20 protein-coding genes, 1 tRNA gene and 1 other RNA gene are annotated in these 15,680 nt (G+C 44.3%); 19 read left to right on the top strand and 3 right to left on the bottom strand.

From position 1 onward, the window contains the following. Positions 1-369: 369 nt before the first annotated feature. Both NOM01_RS11730 and NOM01_RS11725 read left to right on the top strand, forming a co-directional pair. Positions 370-1,656, top strand: coding sequence for a GntP family permease (locus tag NOM01_RS11730; RefSeq protein ID WP_255748668.1), 1,287 nt, complete (start codon positions 370-372; stop codon positions 1,654-1,656). A gap of 13 nt (positions 1,657-1,669) precedes the next feature. Continuing rightward, the gene (locus tag NOM01_RS11725) at positions 1,670-2,818 is read left to right on the top strand and encodes a glycerate kinase (RefSeq protein ID WP_255748667.1); all 1,149 of its coding nucleotides are present in this window, start codon (positions 1,670-1,672) and stop codon (positions 2,816-2,818) included. Positions 2,819-2,923: 105 nt separating this feature from the next. Here the strand turns inward: NOM01_RS11725 and NOM01_RS11720 are convergent, their stop codons facing one another. Then, positions 2,924-3,361: a hypothetical protein gene (locus NOM01_RS11720; protein ID WP_255748666.1), complete on the bottom strand. Its 438-nt coding sequence runs from the start codon at positions 3,359-3,361 to the stop codon at positions 2,924-2,926. Between the two features lie 146 nt (positions 3,362-3,507). Then, the gene (locus NOM01_RS11715) at positions 3,508-3,945 is read right to left on the bottom strand and encodes an NUDIX hydrolase (protein WP_255748665.1); all 438 of its coding nucleotides are present in this window, start codon (positions 3,943-3,945) and stop codon (positions 3,508-3,510) included. A gap of 152 nt (positions 3,946-4,097) precedes the next feature. Between NOM01_RS11715 and NOM01_RS11710 the strand changes: the two genes are divergently transcribed. The 9 genes from NOM01_RS11710 (at position 4,098) to tadA (ending at position 9,699) form a co-directional block, all read left to right on the top strand. Beyond that, positions 4,098-4,409, top strand: coding sequence for a DUF6054 family protein (locus NOM01_RS11710; RefSeq protein WP_255748664.1), 312 nt, complete (start codon positions 4,098-4,100; stop codon positions 4,407-4,409). Between the two features lie 90 nt (positions 4,410-4,499). Continuing rightward, positions 4,500-5,168 (top strand): RNA polymerase sigma factor, encoded by a 669-nt coding sequence (locus NOM01_RS11705; protein WP_255748663.1) that lies wholly within the window; start codon positions 4,500-4,502, stop codon positions 5,166-5,168. A 39-nt stretch (positions 5,169-5,207) separates the two neighbouring features. Next, positions 5,208-5,795: an ATP-dependent Clp endopeptidase proteolytic subunit ClpP gene (gene clpP / locus NOM01_RS11700; protein WP_370646081.1), complete on the top strand. Its 588-nt coding sequence runs from the start codon at positions 5,208-5,210 to the stop codon at positions 5,793-5,795. A 117-nt stretch (positions 5,796-5,912) separates the two neighbouring features. Further along, positions 5,913-6,425, top strand: coding sequence for a DUF6241 domain-containing protein (locus NOM01_RS11695; RefSeq protein ID WP_255748662.1), 513 nt, complete (start codon positions 5,913-5,915; stop codon positions 6,423-6,425). Positions 6,426-6,499: 74 nt separating this feature from the next. Continuing rightward, positions 6,500-6,670: a small, acid-soluble spore protein K gene (gene sspK / locus NOM01_RS11690; RefSeq protein WP_255748661.1), complete on the top strand. Its 171-nt coding sequence runs from the start codon at positions 6,500-6,502 to the stop codon at positions 6,668-6,670. Positions 6,671-6,673: 3 nt separating this feature from the next. Further along, on the top strand, positions 6,674-6,820 hold the full coding sequence (locus tag NOM01_RS11685; RefSeq protein WP_255748660.1) for a YpzG family protein: 147 nt from the start codon (positions 6,674-6,676) through the stop codon (positions 6,818-6,820). Between the two features lie 204 nt (positions 6,821-7,024). Continuing rightward, positions 7,025-7,666, top strand: a complete 642-nt coding sequence (locus NOM01_RS11680) for a Bax inhibitor-1/YccA family protein (RefSeq protein ID WP_255748659.1) — start codon at positions 7,025-7,027, stop codon at positions 7,664-7,666. Positions 7,667-7,813: 147 nt separating this feature from the next. Continuing rightward, positions 7,814-9,085 carry a uracil permease gene (gene uraA / locus NOM01_RS11675; protein ID WP_255748658.1) on the top strand — a complete coding sequence of 424 codons (1,272 nt, stop codon included), beginning with the start codon at positions 7,814-7,816 and terminating at the stop codon, positions 9,083-9,085. Between the two features lie 113 nt (positions 9,086-9,198). After that, positions 9,199-9,699: a tRNA adenosine(34) deaminase TadA gene (tadA, locus tag NOM01_RS11670; RefSeq protein WP_255748657.1), complete on the top strand. Its 501-nt coding sequence runs from the start codon at positions 9,199-9,201 to the stop codon at positions 9,697-9,699. Positions 9,700-9,811: 112 nt separating this feature from the next. On the opposite strand, the gene NOM01_RS11665 is transcribed toward tadA, so the two are convergent. Then, positions 9,812-10,405, bottom strand: coding sequence for a flavin reductase family protein (locus NOM01_RS11665; RefSeq protein ID WP_255748656.1), 594 nt, complete (start codon positions 10,403-10,405; stop codon positions 9,812-9,814). Positions 10,406-10,489: 84 nt separating this feature from the next. Between NOM01_RS11665 and NOM01_RS11660 the strand changes: the two genes are divergently transcribed. The 8 genes from NOM01_RS11660 to NOM01_RS11625 all read left to right on the top strand — a co-directional run bounded on the left by NOM01_RS11660 (position 10,490) and on the right by NOM01_RS11625 (position 15,307). Next, on the top strand, positions 10,490-11,167 hold the full coding sequence (locus NOM01_RS11660) for an ArsR/SmtB family transcription factor (RefSeq protein WP_255748655.1): 678 nt from the start codon (positions 10,490-10,492) through the stop codon (positions 11,165-11,167). A 211-nt stretch (positions 11,168-11,378) separates the two neighbouring features. After that, a tRNA-Ser gene (locus NOM01_RS11655) sits at positions 11,379-11,471 on the top strand. Positions 11,472-11,491: 20 nt separating this feature from the next. Next, positions 11,492-11,758: signal recognition particle sRNA large type (ffs, locus tag NOM01_RS11650), an RNA gene on the top strand. A 159-nt stretch (positions 11,759-11,917) separates the two neighbouring features. Continuing rightward, complete coding sequence (gene dnaX, locus NOM01_RS11645) at positions 11,918-13,618, top strand: DNA polymerase III subunit gamma/tau (RefSeq protein ID WP_255748654.1); 1,701 nt, start codon at positions 11,918-11,920, stop codon at positions 13,616-13,618. Positions 13,619-13,639: 21 nt separating this feature from the next. Beyond that, positions 13,640-13,954, top strand: coding sequence for a YbaB/EbfC family nucleoid-associated protein (locus NOM01_RS11640; protein ID WP_370646080.1), 315 nt, complete (start codon positions 13,640-13,642; stop codon positions 13,952-13,954). Between the two features lie 102 nt (positions 13,955-14,056). Beyond that, the gene (gene recR, locus NOM01_RS11635) at positions 14,057-14,653 is read left to right on the top strand and encodes a recombination mediator RecR (protein WP_255748653.1); all 597 of its coding nucleotides are present in this window, start codon (positions 14,057-14,059) and stop codon (positions 14,651-14,653) included. Positions 14,654-14,721: 68 nt separating this feature from the next. Then, a complete protein-coding gene (locus NOM01_RS11630; protein WP_255748652.1) occupies positions 14,722-14,940 on the top strand; it encodes a YaaL family protein in 219 nt (72 codons plus the stop codon). 97 nt (positions 14,941-15,037) lie between these two features. Then, entirely contained in the window at positions 15,038-15,307 is a 270-nt protein-coding gene (locus NOM01_RS11625) for a pro-sigmaK processing inhibitor BofA family protein (protein ID WP_255748651.1), read from the top strand. Positions 15,308-15,680: the final 373 nt, after the last annotated feature.

The raw sequence follows: 15,680 nt of genomic DNA, 5'->3' as shown, positions 1-15,680 counted from the left end.
GAACCCTTGATAATGAAGGGTTCTTTTTTTGTGCAATAAGAACGTATAGTGCATTCGGGCATGGGCATTTTAGATGTCAGGATTGGGGATTATTTTGGAACATTTCAGAAAAGGTAAGTTAGCTTTAGTGGAACTCAAAGAATTTATAGATAGAAATTAAAAAACTTAAAAATGTCAGTTGAAGGTTTATTCATCACAGCGAAAGGCATAGATAAAAGCTGGCAAGAATTCTCTGCCTAAACCGTGCACCGAAAAATAGTAAGGTTTTAAGAAAATAGTAATATTTAATTTTCTGTTATAATACAGAGCTTATCTGTGATATAGTATTGATGTTTGTTTTTATTTTATATTGGAGAGCTGGGTTTATTCATGACAGTTAGTTGGTTAGGAGCTATTATCGGATTAATTTTGGCTATTCTACTAATATTAAAGCATTTGAATCCGGTTTATGCTTTATTTACAGGGGCCATTATTGGTGCCCTGATTGGCGGTGCGAATTTTACAGAAACGGTTAATCTTGTTGTCAATGGTACGGCTAGTGTGACCGGTACGATTGTGCGTGTTCTCGCTGCCGGTGTTTTAGCCGGTGTGATGATGGATACAGGCGCTGCCGAACGGATCGCACGGACGATTGTTGATCGTTTTAGTGACCGTATGGCTTTATTTTCACTCGCTCTAGCGACAATGATTATTACGGCGGTCGGTGTGTTTATTCCTGTCGCAGTAATTATCGTTGCTCCGATTGCACTTGCGGTTGGCGAAAAATTAGGTTTTACCAGATTGAGTCTGCTTTTGGCGCTCAGCGGCGGGGGCAAGGCGGGCAATATTATTTCTCCTAATGCAAACACGATTATGGCCGCTAAAGGATTTCATGTTGATTTATCGCAAGTCATGCTTCATGGCTTGATTCCTGCCATTTTTGGCTTGATTGCAACCGTCATGATCGCCTCAATCATTAAGCATCGCGGTGTAAAAGCAGTTGCTCCTGCCCAGAAAAAATCAGATGATTCGAATGATCATCTGCCAAGTTTTGGACAAGCCATTGTAGCTCCGGCAGTGGCCATCATTGTTTTAATGCTGAATCCAATTGGTGATATTTTTCACATTGCTCTATTAAAGAGCTTTCAGATTGATGCAATGTATATTCTTCCGATTGCGGGTATTATCGGTTTAATTGCTATGAGAAAAACAGGCCGCATGATGACTTATATTTCTTCGGGTGTCGAGAAAATGACGGGTGTAGTCATGATCTTAATTGGTGCCGGAGCACTGGCCGGACTGATCGCCTCTTCGGATCTCAGCACGGTTATTGTGAATGGCGTGAACTATTTCGGAATTCCCGGCATTCTGCTTTCCCCCATTTCAGGGATTATGATGGGAGCCGCTGTTGCCTCGACATCTACAGGTGTCATTATTGCAACGCAATCGTTTGCACACTCAATTCTGAGTTTCGGTGTATCGCCAGTGGGAGCCGCTGTGATGATGCAGACCGGAGCTGTGACAATTGATCAGCTTCCTCAAGGTAATTATTTCCACGTAACACGTGCTTCGATGGGGATGAGCATTAAAGAAAGACTGACACTTGTTCCTTATGAAGCGCTCGTCGGGTTAACGATGGTTGTTGTATCAACGATTATATACGGTGTCATTCTGTAAAGAGGTGGAAACGATGAAATCAACATTTGTGCTAGCACCAGATTCATTCAAAGAAAGTATGACGGCAAAAGAAGTTTGCAAGGCTATGGAAAAAGGATTACGCAAGGTTTATCCGAATGCCCGCTATATACATGTTCCGATGGCTGATGGCGGAGAAGGAACAACACAATCGCTTGTTGATGCGACGGGTGGGCAAATCATTCATCAGGTAGTTACAGGTCCCTTGGGCAGGCCTGTAACGGCTTCGATCGGCATTTTAGGAGATCAGCCGGATACGGCAGTCATTGAAATGTCGAGCGCAAGCGGTATTCAACTTGTTCAGCAGGAAGAAAGGGATCCTGAAGTAACGACAACGTATGGAACAGGAGAACTGATTCTTGCATGCTTGGATAGAGGCATCCGTCATATTATTATCGGACTTGGCGGCAGCGCCACCAATGACGGCGGTGCGGGTATGGCTCAGGCACTTGGGGTGAAGTTGCTTGATGATAAAGGAAGAGAATTGCCTTATGGAGGAGGAGCACTGGCACGATTGGCTCGAATAGATCAATCAGGAGTTGACCCGCGCATAGAGCATTTGAAAATTGATATTGCATCCGATGTGAAGAATCCACTTTGCGGGCCGCAAGGTGCCTCCCATGTTTTCGGCAAACAAAAAGGCGGAACGCCGGATGTCTTAAAAAAGCTCGATGCCAACCTCGCTCATTATTCGACGATCATTAAGCGTGATGTGCATCGAGATATCGTTGATGTTCCAGGCAGCGGCGCAGCAGGTGGGCTAGGTGCGGGAATGCTGGCATTTACCAGTGCATCGATCGCTTCGGGTATTGAATTGGTTATAAAGTATACGCATCTGGAACACTATGTATCAGATGCTGATTATGTGTTTACTGGTGAGGGAAGTATTGATGATCAAACGCAATATGGCAAAACGCCGTTTGGTGTTGCACAGGTGGCAGTCAGACATGACAAACCGGTCATTGCACTTGCCGGTCATGTAGGTGAAAAAATTGACACACTGTACGAGAAAGGATTTACCGCGATTTTCGGCATTGTTTCCGGTAGCATGTGTTTAGAAGAAGCACTAAAATCTGGGTCTGAAGCGGTTACCAGAACCAGTGAAAACATTGGTCGTGTTATTAAGACCGTGCGCAAATTTTAATTGAGTAAATTACAGATTTTCTATTAAAAAAGTGATCCGGTATAGACTGGATCACTTTTTTAATACGATTGGACAAGTGGGCAAAAAAACATACTGCTATTCATGTTAGATGGATACAGAAACTAACTCAGAATGATTATTTTTTTGCTGGAAGGTGTTTATTGAACCATAATAATTCATCATGTCTTTATTAAAACGTTGATATTCACTTGGTGTCAATGTAAGTATATATCCTGAAGTTTTCCCAGAGGAGCTGTATCTAGAGATGCTGCCTGGAATACGACGGAATGCATTTTTCGTTCCGACAGTAACATTAAGCGGCGTAGATGTGAGATCTAATCGAATAACATAACTATTTTTCAAGTGCACCAAAACTGTTCGATTGCTTCGAAAGGAGTATGAATCAACCGCCTGCTCCGATTTAATACTCTGCGCTGCTTTATAGTCGATCACTTCTCCGTAAACAGCCAAAATCGCGATGACAAAAGCAGCTGCCACTAATAGTGCAATACCTATACGCTTGCTAAAAAATGTACTTTTCATGTTCGATGAATGCCTCACTCTGATGGATTTCAATGTCACAAACATTATCACAGAAATGACAAAAAATCTACACAAAATGTACACAATTTTATTGATGATACTTATAAGTTTTTTTCATGAGTTATTTGTGATGATAAAATTAACTATTATTTTAAAGCCTGAATGCTTCGAAGCACGCGCTCTGCTTGTACGATTTGATCTTTTAGATAGGACGGTGTTTGCGGATGAGCCAGTATTTCTTCAGTTGTCATCCAATAGAATTCGGCGACTTCATCGGCACTGACTGCGTGCGGGGTGCCGGATTTTGGGATGCACAAGAAGATTGTTTCAAGTGCGCATCGTCCATCGTGCAGAACAAAGGATGCACTTTTTACGTATGTGAGCTCGCTTACTTCAATCGCAATTTCTTCTTTAATTTCGCGGCGCAGCGCGTGCTCCAAAACATCATTCGGCTGATCGCTCAGGTCAACTTTTCCGCCGACGAGCGCAAGCAGTCCGGCAGCGTGTTCTTCCTTCTCGCTGCGCTTAATAATCAGCCAGCGCCCTCCTTGATAAATTGCAGCTTCGACAATGACGAGAAACATTATAATCCCTCCGTTCGCAGCAGATTAAGTCTTTCTTTATTATAAAGCTGTCTGCGCTTTTCTTGAATGTCGATTGTAACTTTGATAAAGTCAAAAGTAATTTACTGGTTTGTTTCAACGAGGGGGCGTGAAAATGGCTGATCGTACATTTTTTGTTTCTTTATCGGCTCAAGAGGCAGCGACTGGTTAAAAAAAAGCAGGAGAATGCCGATCAAGTGTTTGAATCGCATTCAAACGAAAATGGCGTTGAGCAATGCATCCTTGTTTACCAAAAGTATTTCTTTCGCAATAGCAATTATGCTGCATTAACTGCGGTCATTGATAACCTTTTAGGGACGACAAAGGTAACGGCTGTTGTCACAGGAGGATCAGGTTCGTTATTTACCTCCTGGGATTGGGGTGCAGCAGGCGATTGGCTGGAGGAATTCTCTGAAGGCTTCACGAAATACATTATTAAAGAATAATGGACGGTTGTCCATTAAATGAATCAACGTGTAACAATTCGAGATATTATTTCGTTTGTATAGATATAAGGGCAAAGGAGGAGGCAGACGATGAACAGCCAATTGGAAAATCAGGCTCGGGATGATGCATTTGCGCAGCGCATCCGCCCATATATGACGATGATGCACAGGCAATGCGTGAGACTGGCGGGAAATGTGTGGGACGGCGATGATCTTTTTCAGCGTTCGATGATGAAATGTTTCAAAGCATGGCAGGAACGAGCGACTCGTTCGATCACAAAGGCATATCTCTATCGCATCATTTCAAACACATGGATTGATGAGCATCGGAAAGTACGTGTGACGGAACATAGTCAAGAATCCTTTGATGATATCGCTGCGCGCAGTGAAGAAAAGAACACAAGTGAACATTTCGCTTCAGCGATGAAAATCGTGCTTGAGAAGTTAAATGCAAGGCAAAGACTGGTATACTTAATGCAGGCAGGTTTGGGACTGACTGCACCTGTGGTCGCCAAGCGATTGGGAGAAACCGAAGGCAATGTGCGTGTGATTTATCATCGAGCGAAAAGGCGCGTTGCATCTAATCAGCCTGGACCGGATGCGCATCCTGATGAACGGCGTTTGGTCCGCTATATCAATGCATTTCAAAGCGGCGATCCTGATCGGCTGCTTGCCCTCTATCATGAGGAAACACGCCTGCACCATGCGCGTAAATCCGGTTTCGGCGGCTCTGGCATTACCTGCCGACTGGCTGCTTAATAATAAAATAATTGAATCGAATTACAGGGAGGAATTACTGTGTCATCATTTTTTATTCCATATGTCATTGAACAATCAAGCCGTGGGGAGCGCTCCTATGACATTTACTCACGTTTGCTGAAGGATCGCGTTATTTTCCTTGGTTCGGAGATCAACGATGAGGTTGCAAACAGCATTGTTGCTCAGCTGCTTTTCTTAGCCTCGGAGGATTCGGAGAAGGATATCTCCATTTATGTCAACAGCCCAGGCGGCTCTGTGTCTGCCGGCTTTGCAATTCTGGATACGATGAATTTTATTAAGCCAGACATTCAGACGATTTGTGTCGGCATGGCTGCATCAATGGCTTCAATCATCCTGACATCGGGAACCAAAGGCAAACGTCTTTCGCTTCCAAACGGCGAAGTGATGATTCATCAGCCGCTTGGTGGTGCGCAAGGTCAGGCAAGTGATATCGAAATTAGCGCACGTCATATTTTGAAGACGAAAGAAAAGCTGAATAAGATTCTATCGGAGACATCGAACCGGAGCTATGAACAGATTTTGAAGGACACGGATCGTGACAACTTCTTAACTGCTGAACAAGCGAAGGAATATGGCTTTGTCGATAAAATCATCGAAAAATTATAAGTAAATGATTCAGCCTGGCACATTTTAGCGCCAGGCTTTTTATTTACCAGTATTTTCTGTTTTGTTCTTGTGCATTGTGCCGATCTCCAGTACCCTAAACATGGGGGAGGCGCGACAATGAAAAAGGTTCTTTTTACGATCTTAGGCTGTTTGATTATCTTTGCTGTAATTGGCGGAGCGGGTTACCTTTATTATCAGAAACAGCAGCATAACGAAGTACGTCAGCAGACAGCAGAGAAAATGATTGAAAAAATCAACCAAGCGGATCCTAGTGACAAGAAAAATCCCTTTGGCAAGGATAAAAAGATAAATGACTTAACCGATGATGACATGCAGCTGTTCATACATGAAATGGCACATCAGAAGGTCAAGGCAGATCAAAAATGGGGCTTTATTTTAATTTCGAAAAATCGTATTGATTGGCTGAACCGTGCACTGGATAAGAATAAATTTACCCATGAAAAGACGTACCGCACCATTTTGACCCGCTGGAAAAACGGCGATTTTTCCAAGGCAGTCCAAGATCATAATACAATTTGGAAGCTTCAAGGCGGGACGATTGGCAAGGCAACAGGATTATTATCTGCGTCAGAGGAAAAACAGTACATAGAGGAGCAGAGCAAAAAATAATCCTTTTTTAGTGAATAGAAAAAGTGATGCCGCACATAATAAAACCACCTTTTGAAAAGGAGGTTTTGACCTTGGTGGATAAGCCGGGAACACGATACAGCGTGCAGAATGAAGAGGAACTTTGGCCGGCGGCGGATCCTTCGCACGTATCGAAGCGTACGGACGGGAGCATAAATACCCGCCCCGGGCAGCGGATGTTTTCTGCACATGAAAAGCAGCGGAATAGCGATCATACGGAGGGATGACAGGTGAAAGAGCCGGGCAGTACCGATGAATTGATCAAACGTTTTGGCATGTCACATGCCAAGCATTCGCCCAATCAAGTGAACGGCGAAACGCAGCAGACACAATCAGGAAAAATTCTTGAAGTCAATGCAAGGCGACACCAAAAGTAAAACCGGGTCAAAAGGTGAGGAAGGCGGTTCTCCGAAAAGGAAACCGCCTTTTCCTTATTTTTGATTTTTCAAATTTTCTTTGTATAATGGATGTAAGCCTTTTAAAATGGTTAATAAAAGCATAAAGATATGTAGTGGACAACGGAAACTTTTGATGAAAATCAGACGTATGTATATTACAAGCTTTAAGGAGGATGACAGCTTATGGTTGAATTTGCATCGAACGCGGTTCGCAAACCGTACTCGAAATTGTTCGCAGCGTTTTTTTCCGGGTTGCTGGTGACAACAGTCGGACTCTATTTGGGACAATACGTCTCTGATGCACTGCGCTTGCCGCTGTTTATTGTAGAATTTGTGATGCTCTTTATGATGATGGGTGTAAGAAAGCGTAAAGCGGTCGGCTACTCATTGATGTATGGGTTCATGTTTATCTCCGGTGTGACCTTATATACGGCAATTAATCACTACGTAAGCTTGCTCGGCGCGTCGCTCGTGATGCAGGCATTCACGGTAACAACGGTTTCGTTTGCCGCTATTGCGATTTATGCCATGGTAAGTAAACGCGATTTTTCCTTTCTCGGCGGATTCTTATTCATTGGCCTAATTGCGCTGATTGTTTTATCACTTTTCAGTGTTTTTATCCCTGTGTCTACGATGACGGCGCAGATTTATTCAGGACTTGGCATTCTTATTTTCGTCGGGTATACATTGTTTGATTTCAGCCGATTGACCGTGCATGGATTTACGGATGAAGATATCCCGATGATTGTTGTGTCGATCTATCTCGACTTTATCAACTTGTTCCTTTATATTCTGCAATTCATCGGTATCGGATCCAAAAACTAAATGTGAGTATATAAAGAAGACGTTGCGGCGTCTTCTTTTTTTGGAAAAAATTTTCGGATATTTGCTCATTTTATTCTTTTGCATGTCATGGAACATCCGTTATACTTAACAAGTTGGACAAATTATACATAGTTGGAGGAGTTGCACGTGGCAGGACGCATCGTTCAAACAGACGAGAAGCTTCCATTAATTGAAAGTATTCCTTTAAGTTTTCAGCACTTATTTGCGATGTTCGGGTCTACGGTTCTTGTACCGCTTATTTTCAAGGTTGACCCGGCAACCATTTTACTGATGAACGGAATTGGCACGCTGCTTTATTTGGCAATCTGTCGTGGGAAAATTCCGGCTTATCTAGGCTCAAGCTTCGCGTTTATCTCGCCGGTGCTTGCGGTAATCGGAACGAGCGGCTATCAAGCTGCGCTCGGCGGATTTATCGCCGTCGGCTTGGTCTTCATTATTGTTTCATTTATTATTCATCTCGTTGGTACAAAGTGGATTGATATTGTTTTTCCTCCGGTCACGATGGGATCAATTGTTGCGATCATCGGACTGCAACTGATTCCGACAGCAGCAACGAGTGCCGGATTAATTGCCCCGGCAGGAGTCGCCAAGTGGGCAATGGATCCGAAAACGGTTCTTGTCTCGCTCCTGACGATTTTAATTACCATTCTCGGATGGGTACTGTTCCGCGGATTCATGAAAATTATTCCGATTCTGATCGGTATTGTTGCCGGATATTTTATTGCTTGGGGTGTCGGTATTCTGGATTTTAAACCGGTTGCGTCGGCAAGCTGGCTTTCTCTGCCTCACTTCTATACACCGACTTGGGATATGGCAAGCATTTCCATTATTCTTCCGGCAGCACTAGTCGTCATTGCCGAACACATCGGCCACTTGATTGTTACCGGTAATATTGTCGGCAAGGATCTGATTAAGGATCCGGGACTTGATCGTTCGATGTTCGGTAACGGTATTTCAACGGTCATTTCCGGATTTGTCGGGGCGACCCCGAATACGACTTACGGCGAAAACATTGGTGTACTCGCAATTACGCGCGTTTATTCCACATGGATCATTGGCGGAGCGGCGGTTATTGCCGTTGTTCTTTCCTTTGTCGGTAAGCTTTCGGCACTGATTTCATCCATTCCTTCGGCTGTTATCGGCGGCATTTCGCTGATCCTTTACGGTGTCATTGCATCCAACGGCTTCCGTATTTTTGTCGAATCGAAGGTTGATTTTGCCAAAGCGCAAAACATCATTCTCGCAACGGTAATCTTTGCGACCGGGCTTAGTGGTGTGACGATCAATGTTGGCAAGGTTCCTCTGAACGGCATGGGTCTTGCGACGATCGTCGGCGTGCTGCTCAGCTTGTTCTTTGCACTGATTAACAAGTTGCATCTTTCTAATGAAGAAGAATAATTGGTTTCCGATTTTTAATGAAGAGGCGTGCTCTTTAATGAGGCGTCTCTTTTTCCATATTTGAATTATGCCGCATCATTGGGTATACTGCTGTTCAGACAGGAGGGATATCTGTGTGCACGGATGACGAACGTTTTATGGAGCTCGCAATTAATGAAGCCGGTAAGGCGGAAGCGATCGGCGAAGTACCGATCGGCGCGGTAATTATTCAGAACGGTGAAGTGATTGCACGGTGCTATAACAAACGCGAGACGCTGCAGGAGCCGACAGCACATGCCGAACTGATGGCAATTGAAGAAGCAAGCCGAGAACTCGGAACATGGCGCCTATCAGGATGCACACTCTATGTCACTCTGGAACCGTGCCCGATGTGTGCCGGCGCCATTGTCTTATCACGCATCGACCGCTTGGTCTTTGGCGCGGCAGATCCCAAGGCGGGATGCGCAGGCACTCTGATGAATCTGGTCCAGGAGCCCCGCTTCAACCATCGTACCGAAGTCGTCGCCGGAGTGCTTAGTGATCGGTGTGGCCGGATGCTCACAGATTTCTTTCGAAAGCTGAGAGAGAAAAGGAAGAAAACAAGTAGTGAGTCCCAAAACGGTAGCTCCTCTTAATGATGGACGGAAAAATAATATATGTGTTGATTGAAACCCCTCTAGAAAAAAATAGAGAGGTTTTTTGGTAGAACCAAGCTTGATGTGCTACGTTTTTTGACGATCGGCGTCTTTAATGTTCATTGAACCTGAAATTGAATCCTAACGATTGATTATCCGTACAATACTCTCTAAATTTGTAAAAGATGGGATTCCATTTTGCATGAGCGATGTGCTGACCATCCAGCAAGCAGGAATCGACATAGCTGGTTAAAACTTGTGCTTCAATAATGGCAAAGTCTGTTCTTGAATTAATTTTATTGACTGCCAATTCAACTTGAATGCCGCATTCTTTAATTTTTTCTGGCTTGACGAACAAACTGTGGTCTGCCGTGAAACCGCCCAATTCAAATTTATTCGAGCAGTAGTGATAGCCGCGTTTTTTCTTATACTCGGGAAGACTTTTTTTACCAGTCGTTTTCGCAATAGCTTCGACCTGGGTCCACAATTGTCGGTCAGGTACATTTAAGACCAGTTCCGGTGTATTTTGCAGATTATCAAAACATTTACTGTTTTGGCTGATTCCCAAAACGACTTGATCACTTAATGACCAAACGGAAGAAACGGGTGTGATGTTGGTCGTGCCTGTTTTCTGGTCCCAACTCGTCAATAAAGCTACAGGAAATCCATAGTAAAGACTATTTAATTGTGTTTTGATATGCGCCATCGGTATGCTCCTCTTCATTTAACATGGTATGCTTTATTTTATAAAGGAAACATATCGAATGCGTTCGAGATGAGGAAATGATCAATGCAGACACCAGATAGTTCAGTAGTTACCAATCTATTAGGAAATACCCATCGTACAAAAATTTTGGTTTTTTTGATGGATAACCGTTTTCATACGGTCAATGAAATTACTAGAGCAACAACCTTAAAGGCAAATACTATTTCCTTCCATTTGGCTAAATTAACAGCTCAAAATTGGTTAGAAAGTTATGTTCAAGGACGCTGGCATTATTTTCGACTAGCCGATCGACAAATTGCAGATTTAATTGAGCAGATTTTAGTGGTTTCCCCACAAAAAAACGTACATTCTTTTAGGGAAAACCAACAGCAAGCCGCTTTGCAGAATGCTCGAACGTGTTACAGCCACCTTGCTGGAAAACTGGGTGTCGTGCTCATGCAGCAACTAGTGGAAAAGAACTGGATTACTCAAGAGCGAGCTGGACTAACCATAACCTCTAAGGGCTTTGCTTTGCTAGAAAAACACTTTGAGATTGTTTTTACTGATCATGAATGCCGGCAAAATGATTTAATTCTGCCATGCATCGATTGGAGCGAACGTAAATTTCATTTAAAAGGCTTAATGGGCAGGCGTTTGTTAGAAGCCATGTTTGATCAAGAATGGCTCTATCGCCCTAATCAAACTCGAGCTGTGGCCTTAACGAAACGGGGAAAACAGCAATTTAACGAATTATTTAAATGAATCTTCGCGAAATCAGGCATCATCAATTTCTTGGGTGGCAAATCTTTTAATAAAAGAGACGGATTGTGTTGTAAAAGTGATTTTATAATGGGGATATACAGTTGTTGTGCCTTCTTGCTCTCTCTTAATTTTTATGTTAAACTAACCATCGTCGTAACGATTTATGAAGCAAGCATGAATCTGAATTGAAGCAGTTACGGTATTTGGCTGTGGAGGCGTACCCAAGTGGCTGAAGGGGACTGACTCGAAATCAGTTAGGGCGTCGTTCGGCGCCGCGGGGGTTCAAATCCTCTCGCCTCCGCCATTAATTTGTTAGAAAATTAGCCGTGCTAGATGGGGAGGTAGCGGTGCCCTGTAACTCGCAATCCGCTGTAGCGAGGTTGAATTCCTTTCACGAGGTCTCGGCATTGTGGGGCAGCCTCAAGTACGTGGTGTTGACGCTTGGGTCCCGCGCAACGGAAACTCATGAACCCTGTCAGGTCCGGAAGGAAGCAGCAGTAAGTGAGACCTTTCGTGTGCCGCGGGGCTGCCTGGGCTGAGCCGGCGGCTTGAGAAGCGCTCATGATGTCTTGATCGACGAAAGGTGCACGGCGTTAAAAATAATTTTGCAAGAGCTGTCGAAGCTGATCTTCGGCGGCTCTTGCTTTTTCGTGCAGAAAGATTTGTGCCGCAGTTTCTTTCAATCACAGTAACCGTTATAATGAACGTATATCATTAACGCCGAGCGTATTCGGTAAAAGGGGGAAGAAGATGGCTTATCAGGCGCTTTACAGAGTCTACCGGCCTCAAACTTTTCATGATTTGGCCGGGCAGCAGCACATTGCCCAGACTCTCCAGAACGCGCTGACAAAACAGCAATTTTCTCACGCTTATCTATTCACCGGACCGCGCGGGACAGGGAAGACAAGCGCCGCTAAGATTTTTGCGAAGGCGATTAACTGCGAACATGCGCCGGCTGCCGAACCGTGCAATGAGTGCGCGGCCTGCCGGGGCATCACGAGCGGGAGCATTGCCGATGTCATTGAAATTGATGCCGCGTCGAACAATGGCGTGGATGAGATACGTGATATTCGCGACAAGGTAAAATATGCGCCGAGTGAAGTCCGTTACAAAGTTTATATCATTGACGAAGTGCATATGCTGTCAACAGGTGCCTTTAACGCGCTGCTTAAAACGCTGGAAGAACCGCCGGAACATGCTGTTTTTATCCTTGCGACAACTGAGCCTCAGAAAATACCGCTCACGATCATTTCTCGCTGCCAGCAATTTGATTTCCGCCGCATCCCTTCATCTGAAATTTTTGAGCGGCTGCGTTTTGTCGTCCAAGATCAGAAAATTGATGCGGAAGACGAAGCACTTCAACTGATTGCTAAGGCAAGTGAAGGCGGAATGCGTGACGCACTAAGTGTATTGGACCAAACTGCCGCTTACAGCGAAGCAACGGTTACCGTTCAAGATGTTCTTGATGTGACGGGCATGGTTGCCGACCAGATGGTTCGTGAATTAATTGAATTCCTTGAGGATAGCAATGCAGCAGGAGCGATTGGGAAAATCGGCGAACTTTTGGAACAGGGCAAGGATCCGCTGCGGTTGATGGAGCAAATGATCTTCTATTATCGAGATCTTCTGCTTTATAAAACGTCTCCACAGCTTGAAGACTTGTTGAGTCGTCCACGAGTTGACGATGATTTCCGCAAGCAAGCGGAAAATGTTCCGTCCGACAGGCTTTTTCAAGTCATCAATCAGTTGAACAGTGCACTTCTTGACATGAAAAGGACCAACCATCCGAGAATTTTGCTTGAGATGGCTGTTGTTCGATTGTGCGAGCATTCAGAGACAATGAGTGGGGCGGCAGCGGGTTCTTCCGACTCTTCTGCCCTGCAGAAACGGCTCAACGCGCTGGAACAACAGGTTCATCAATTGTCCGTTGCATCTCCTGCTGCGTCTCGTCAAGATCCTCAACCGGAATCAAATCATGCGCGCGCGCCGCGCAGAAACAGCAGTCTGCGCATTCCGACCGCGCATATCAATCGTGTCCTTGAGGATGCGACAAAAGAGGATTTAATTGAGCTGCGATCGGTATGGGCAAAGGTGATGGCGAAGATTCGTTCGGAAAATGTGGCGGCACATGCTTGGATGCTGGAGAGTCAGCCCGTAGCAAGCTCCGCGGAAGGTTTTGTGCAAGCTTTTAAATATGATTTTCATTGTCAGATGGTCATGGAAAACAAAAGTAATATCATGGGGTTAGTCCAATCCATTGTTCAGGACGTGACAAAGAAACAGAAAACCATGTATCCTATTCCTGAGGATACATGGAAAACCCTGAAGAAAGATTTTATTGAACGTTCGAAATCAAATCCGGACAATGACGGCAAGAAAGAGGAGGAGGATCCTCTTATTGCAGAAGCAAAAAAGCTGGTCGGTCCCGATTTGCTCGATATTAAAGATTAATCAATAGTGGAGGCGATTGACATGATGCGAGGAAATATGAACAACATGATGCGTCAGGTACAGAAAATGCAAAAACAAATGGCTGAGGCTCAGGATAAATTAAAAGAAGAGATTGTAGAAGGAACAGCCGGAGGCGGCGTTGTTACGGTCAAGGCAAGCGGACAAAAGCAGATTGTTGACGTGGCAATCAATCCGGAGGCTGTAGATCCGGACGACGTGGAAATGTTGCAAGATCTCATTGTGGCTGCAGTAAACGATGCACTTGCGCATGCGGATGAACTGGCGCAAAAGCGGCTTGGCAAGTTTACTCAGGGGTTGAATCTTCCTGGAATGTAATTGAGTCAATCGATCGGGCGGCGAATTCCGTGACTAGATAAAACGGAGTTCGCTGTCCGTTCATTATGAGCTTTCTTGACAACAAGCGGAAGGAGATCGGTGATGCAGTATCCTGAACCGATTGCGAAATTGATCGACAGCTTTATGAAGCTTCCGGGAATCGGCCCAAAAACAGCGGTGCGCCTTGCGTTCTATACAGTTGATATGAACGAAGAGGATGTCATGGGCTTTGCGCGCGCGCTTGTCGATGTGAAACGAAAATTAGTCTATTGTTCGGTATGTCAGAACATTAGTGATCATGACCCGTGCCCGATCTGCGATGATTCTTCGCGAGACCATTCTACCATTTGTGTTGTACAGGATCCAAAGGACGTGGTAGCCCTTGAGAAGATGCGTGATTACCATGGCTTATATCATGTGCTGCATGGTGTTATCTCACCAATGGACGGCATTGGTCCGGAAGATATTAAGGTCGCCGAACTGATTCGCCGACTTGAAGATGAAAAAGTGAAAGAAATTATCCTTGCAACCAATCCAACGGTTGAAGGCGAAGCGACGGCGATGTATATCTCGCGTCTTGTAAAGCCGATCGGCGTCAAAACGTCACGTATTGCTCATGGACTGCCGGTAGGCGGTGATTTGGAATACGCGGATGAAGTGACACTTTCTAAAGCATTAGAAGGGCGAAGAGAACTCTGATTAAGGGTATCGTTCGCGGCTTTGATGTTTATCAGGAAGGTTAAACGGAATTATTGGAGATGTTAGCGATGTTTGGCCGAAAAAAAGGTGTATTGCGTAAGGAAATGAATGAATCACTCCTTGGACTGCTCGAACAATGCAAAACCGAGTGGATGACAAAGAAAAGAGTGATTGATGCCAGTATTGATCCATCCGATGAGGTCATGCATCAGCTGAAACTCGCGGAAGCTAAATATTTCTACTTACTAAAGGAAATTCGCGCGCAAAAACACTTCATAAATAAATAAGGTTCTAAAAGGGACATGCGTTCATACCTTTTATAAACGGGAATCATTGGGGACAACCTATGGCTTTTCTATTATATTAGGTGAGGAGGCGTGTCTTTTGACCAATTATATCTATATAATTGTCGGCATTATTATTTTGTTTCTTGTGGTCATGGCCGCAGGTGCTTCGTTCCATCCTGTAAAATGGATAGGCAAGTTGGCAGTTCGTCTTGTGGTCGGTGCATTGCTGCTCTTTCTGCTGAATGTTATCGGCGAATCATTCAGCATGCATATTCCAATTAATTTAGCGACGTCGGCAGTCAGCGGACTCCTTGGGCTACCTGGTATCGCTGCATTAGTTATTATTAAGTTCTCGCTGGGCGGATAAGCGGGGGCTTTTTATTTATAATCTATAGATTGTAGCAAGTTGGTTATAAACGATTCTAAAAAAGTTTCTTCTAATGTATATGCACGCTCATGTAGCTGTTCATTGCCGTCACGACAGAGACTTTGCCAGAGGAGAAGTTATTTTTTTAATGTTTATTGTTTTTGATAAAGGGGTATTGACTTACTATACATCGAATGATATGATGTTTCTTGCCGTGTTTCGGAGGACAAAAAAAGTTGTTGACGAGATATTGAATCTATGTTAAGATATTTCTTGTCGCTGAAACGCGATGAAAATGAATTAAAAAAAGATGTTGACTTCCTGATAGAAACGTGTTATTATTTAAAAGTTGCTGTTAGGAACGATGCAACGA

Origin of the sequence: Sporolactobacillus sp. STSJ-5 (genome assembly GCF_024385605.1) — a bacterium.
Lineage (GTDB): Bacteria > Bacillota > Bacilli > Bacillales > Sporolactobacillaceae > Sporolactobacillus.
The sequence above is the reverse complement of the archived record's forward strand: the minus strand, read 5'-3'. Positions and strand labels throughout refer to the sequence as shown.

What these genes read in the sequence shown, in the direction of transcription:
- NOM01_RS11715 (WP_255748665.1), bottom strand. Translation starts at nt 3,945, where the DNA reads ATGTTTCTCGTCATTGTCGAAGCTGCAATTTATCAAGGAGGGCGCTGG.
- NOM01_RS11730 (WP_255748668.1), top strand. Translation starts at nt 370, where the DNA reads ATGACAGTTAGTTGGTTAGGAGCTATTATCGGATTAATTTTGGCTATT.
- NOM01_RS11665 (WP_255748656.1), bottom strand. Translation starts at nt 10,405, where the DNA reads ATGGCGCATATCAAAACACAATTAAATAGTCTTTACTATGGATTTCCT.
- NOM01_RS11630 (WP_255748652.1), top strand. Translation starts at nt 14,722, where the DNA reads ATGTTTGGCCGAAAAAAAGGTGTATTGCGTAAGGAAATGAATGAATCA.
- dnaX (WP_255748654.1), top strand. Translation starts at nt 11,918, where the DNA reads ATGGCTTATCAGGCGCTTTACAGAGTCTACCGGCCTCAAACTTTTCAT.
- NOM01_RS11695 (WP_255748662.1), top strand. Translation starts at nt 5,913, where the DNA reads ATGAAAAAGGTTCTTTTTACGATCTTAGGCTGTTTGATTATCTTTGCT.
- NOM01_RS11720 (WP_255748666.1), bottom strand. Translation starts at nt 3,361, where the DNA reads ATGAAAAGTACATTTTTTAGCAAGCGTATAGGTATTGCACTATTAGTG.
- recR (WP_255748653.1), top strand. Translation starts at nt 14,057, where the DNA reads ATGCAGTATCCTGAACCGATTGCGAAATTGATCGACAGCTTTATGAAG.
- NOM01_RS11640 (WP_370646080.1), top strand. Translation starts at nt 13,640, where the DNA reads ATGATGCGAGGAAATATGAACAACATGATGCGTCAGGTACAGAAAATG.
- NOM01_RS11660 (WP_255748655.1), top strand. Translation starts at nt 10,490, where the DNA reads ATGCAGACACCAGATAGTTCAGTAGTTACCAATCTATTAGGAAATACC.
- NOM01_RS11680 (WP_255748659.1), top strand. Translation starts at nt 7,025, where the DNA reads ATGGTTGAATTTGCATCGAACGCGGTTCGCAAACCGTACTCGAAATTG.
- NOM01_RS11705 (WP_255748663.1), top strand. Translation starts at nt 4,500, where the DNA reads ATGAACAGCCAATTGGAAAATCAGGCTCGGGATGATGCATTTGCGCAG.
- NOM01_RS11725 (WP_255748667.1), top strand. Translation starts at nt 1,670, where the DNA reads ATGAAATCAACATTTGTGCTAGCACCAGATTCATTCAAAGAAAGTATG.